The following is a 3133-nucleotide window of genomic DNA, read 5'->3' on the forward strand; positions in this document are numbered from 1 at the left end:
TATCCACTCCTCAATCTTCGTAAATACTTCGGACTCTGCACTCAGATGAACATAATGATTGCCACCGGCAACCAAGACTTCACTCTTCGGATTGTTTGATGCCAGAGCCTGGTGCCACGAAAGCCAACTCGAATCTGAATCAACGCTTTCGCCCGCAAGGATGTAGAGCACCGGAACACTTGAAGGAAAAGACAGATTCGATATGGAAGCACAGTTATCGTTAAACATTGCATATTCCGTGATCATGGTGTTATTCTGTGCCCGGCTGCAATAAAGTTCTGCCAGGGTCTCTCTGTTGTTTTTGGGATGACCTGCAAAACACTGCAGTATCGATCCTCTGAATGCCGGATTATCAAGAATCTCCTCAGGATAATCTTCAATTCCAATTAAAGACAGCCTGAGAAGGCCGGTATCCACCAAAAAGAACCTGTAACATTTGAGACCGACAGATCCGAGGTCCCAATTAGTTTCATCGATCTGCTGCGGGACGGATGCATCCAGACCGATAAGGCCGAGGAGCTCGTTTTCGAACATATTCGCATACTGAAGCATATAGAGACCCGCTATCGAGTGACCCATCAGATAATATCTGTCCTCTCCAATGTTTAAGAGAACTTCGTGCACCTCATTACAGATATTTTCCGCCGTTCTGGGAATATCTGTATCATCGCTGAGACCATATCCCAGAGGCTCGATGATAATGACCCTGTATGTTCCGGACAGGCGTTTTGCCAGTGACAGAAATTCATAATGTGGAGAGACCGAACCATAACCGGGAAGAATGACTATTGACTCACCCTTATCCCCTATGATCGAATAGTTTATCCTCCCGTGGGAAGTTTCATAATACTCACCATACGCTCCCTCTATATCCGATCGTCTGCTTCGGGCTATGACGCTGTTTACAACGAGCGACAGGATAAAAACGGCTATCAGACATAATGCAATGATAAGAAGGATCTTTTGTGCCTTCTTGCTTTTTTTCCCTGACATTGACGTATTATTTGGAAGATTACTTGAAGTCCTTAAGCGCAATAGTAGTCGTGATCCAGACCGCTCCGATACAGATAAGAAAAACTGCAGAGAGGACACTGATAGCGATTATTGCTACAGGAGACTCTCTGAAAAAAGCCGTATATGACATAACAGTGACAGCTGCGCCAAAGATCAATATCACGATCCACAACGTGCGGGTTATCAGTTTCTCTTGAATAGATATTCTGGCCTTGCTGATGACTTCAATAAGATTCTCTTCCGCCCTTTCATGATATTCCGTTGCTTCGAGCTTTTGTCCTGAGAGGAGTTCATTGACCGATATGTCCAGTTCCTCACAAAGAGGAAGGAGCAGCGACACATCCGGAAAACCATTTCCGCGTTCCCATTTTGATACGGTCTTATTACTTATATTAAGTCTGTCAGCCAGTTCGACCTGCGAAAGACCTTTGCCCTTTCGCTGATCACTTATAAACTTTCCAATCTTAATGTGGTCCATATCTTAATCTCCCCAACAACGGTATCATAATCTTATGGCGATTATATCCCATAAAACACCCACTATGCGTAGAATGCAGTAAATACCGAGGTCTACGCTCCGTAGATTAGTCCGGTTCTGACTGTTTTATTCAAGATTTTTCGATGAAAGAATACCGCTATTTCCTTTATCAGGCTTAGATCATCTCCAATCATCATAGAATGTATTTCTCCTAAATTCATTGCATTTTAGGAAAGAAATGCGCTTTAGGAGATAATCATTGCACCTTGCTATAAAAAGTACTGCGCCCTGTTCCGTACTTCTTTATATATCCCTCTTCCTGAAGATTTTTCAAGCCTAATTCGACTGATTTCTCACTTATACTGGGGCAGATATTTACGATCTCTCGTTTAGTAAACTTGCCGATCTTGCTGTCTACGGCGGCCCTTACAATGTCTTTTGCACTGCTTTTTATAGTTACAGAACGTTTTTTGCCTGTCGGTGTTTCTTCAACAATGACAGTGCCGCCAATGATCTCAACTCTGCTCTCAAACTCTCTGTAACATGCAAGTATAACTCCCAACATGTATTTTATGAATGCAGTTGGATCTTCTTTTTCTTCATGCCAGCCTGTTGATGCTATTTCCAGCGCATCATAGTAATTATTCTTTGTCTTCTCAATATGTTTTTCTATACTGATGTATTTTCCAACAATATATCCGGAACGGTATAAGAGGAGCAATGTAAGAAGTCTGCTCATTCTTCCGTTTCCGTCATTAAAAGGATGAATACAAAGATAATCGTGCAAGAAAACCGGAATAATCAGAAGTGGATCGACAATCTGTTCATCAATAGCTAAGTTATAGTTTTCACAGATTGAATCAATACAAGCTTCTGTCTCATACGGCTGAACCGGAGTAAATCTTATAAATTCCGTTTCATCTTCCTGGGTTTCCTTCAGGTAATTCTGAGTGATCTTATACCTTCCACCGTTACCGGTATCAGCGTACTGCATGAGATCTCGGTGAAGCTGAAGAATGATGTTTCTGCGTACTGGAATAAACTCGTTGCTTTCATGAATAGTATTCAACACATCGCGATAGCCTGCGATTTCACGTTCATCGCGTGTTCGTGGCATCGTTTTTTCCTTAACGAGTTGTCCGATTCTGGTGTCAGTTGTTACAATACCTTCGATCCTGTTAGAAGATTCTACAGATTGAACCTTAGCGACTTCTAACAGCTTCTCAAGCTCTACTGGTTTCTGTCTGAGATAAAGATCCTGCTTTCCCTTATACTCATGAATAAGAGAAAGATAATTCGTTATTTCATTATCCCAACGATAGTTTTTATATTTTCTATAATCAAATGATCTCATGTTTTTCTCATAATTAGTTCTTTCTCCTAAATTATAGTCAGAATTAGGAGATATTCAAGCGATTAGGAGAAAAATGGTGATTTCACAACCATTCTCCATATTTCTCGAAAAACAAAGCAACCGAACCAAATAAGCTGCACTTTGTTAGATACGGAAATCCTGTGCAGCAGCGTGCCGAAAAGGTTACTCATGTTTATATCCTCCAAATTTAATATATCTGTTAGACGGAGGAAAGTCATTTTTCGTTACAAGATTTTTTCACGGACCCGAAATTCGAGCATAAATAA

The 3133-nt window shown here is 41.1% G+C and carries 3 protein-coding genes; all 3 read right to left on the bottom strand.

Translation table 11 applies throughout. The features are described from left to right. A partial coding sequence (locus tag AC52RT_RS02005; protein ID WP_495539195.1) for an alpha/beta fold hydrolase occupies window positions 1-993 on the bottom strand: 993 nt, incomplete at its 3' end. Between the two features lie 19 nt (window positions 994-1012). Continuing rightward, the gene (locus AC52RT_RS02010; protein ID WP_495539196.1) at window positions 1013-1492 is read right to left on the bottom strand and encodes a helix-turn-helix domain-containing protein; all 480 of its coding nucleotides are present in this window, start codon (window positions 1490-1492) and stop codon (window positions 1013-1015) included. Window positions 1493-1748: 256 nt separating this feature from the next. Further along, window positions 1749-2846: a Fic family protein gene (locus AC52RT_RS02015; RefSeq protein ID WP_495539197.1), complete on the bottom strand. Its 1098-nt coding sequence runs from the start codon at window positions 2844-2846 to the stop codon at window positions 1749-1751. Window positions 2847-3133: the final 287 nt, after the last annotated feature.

This window comes from Peribacillus sp. (genome assembly GCF_059453735.1).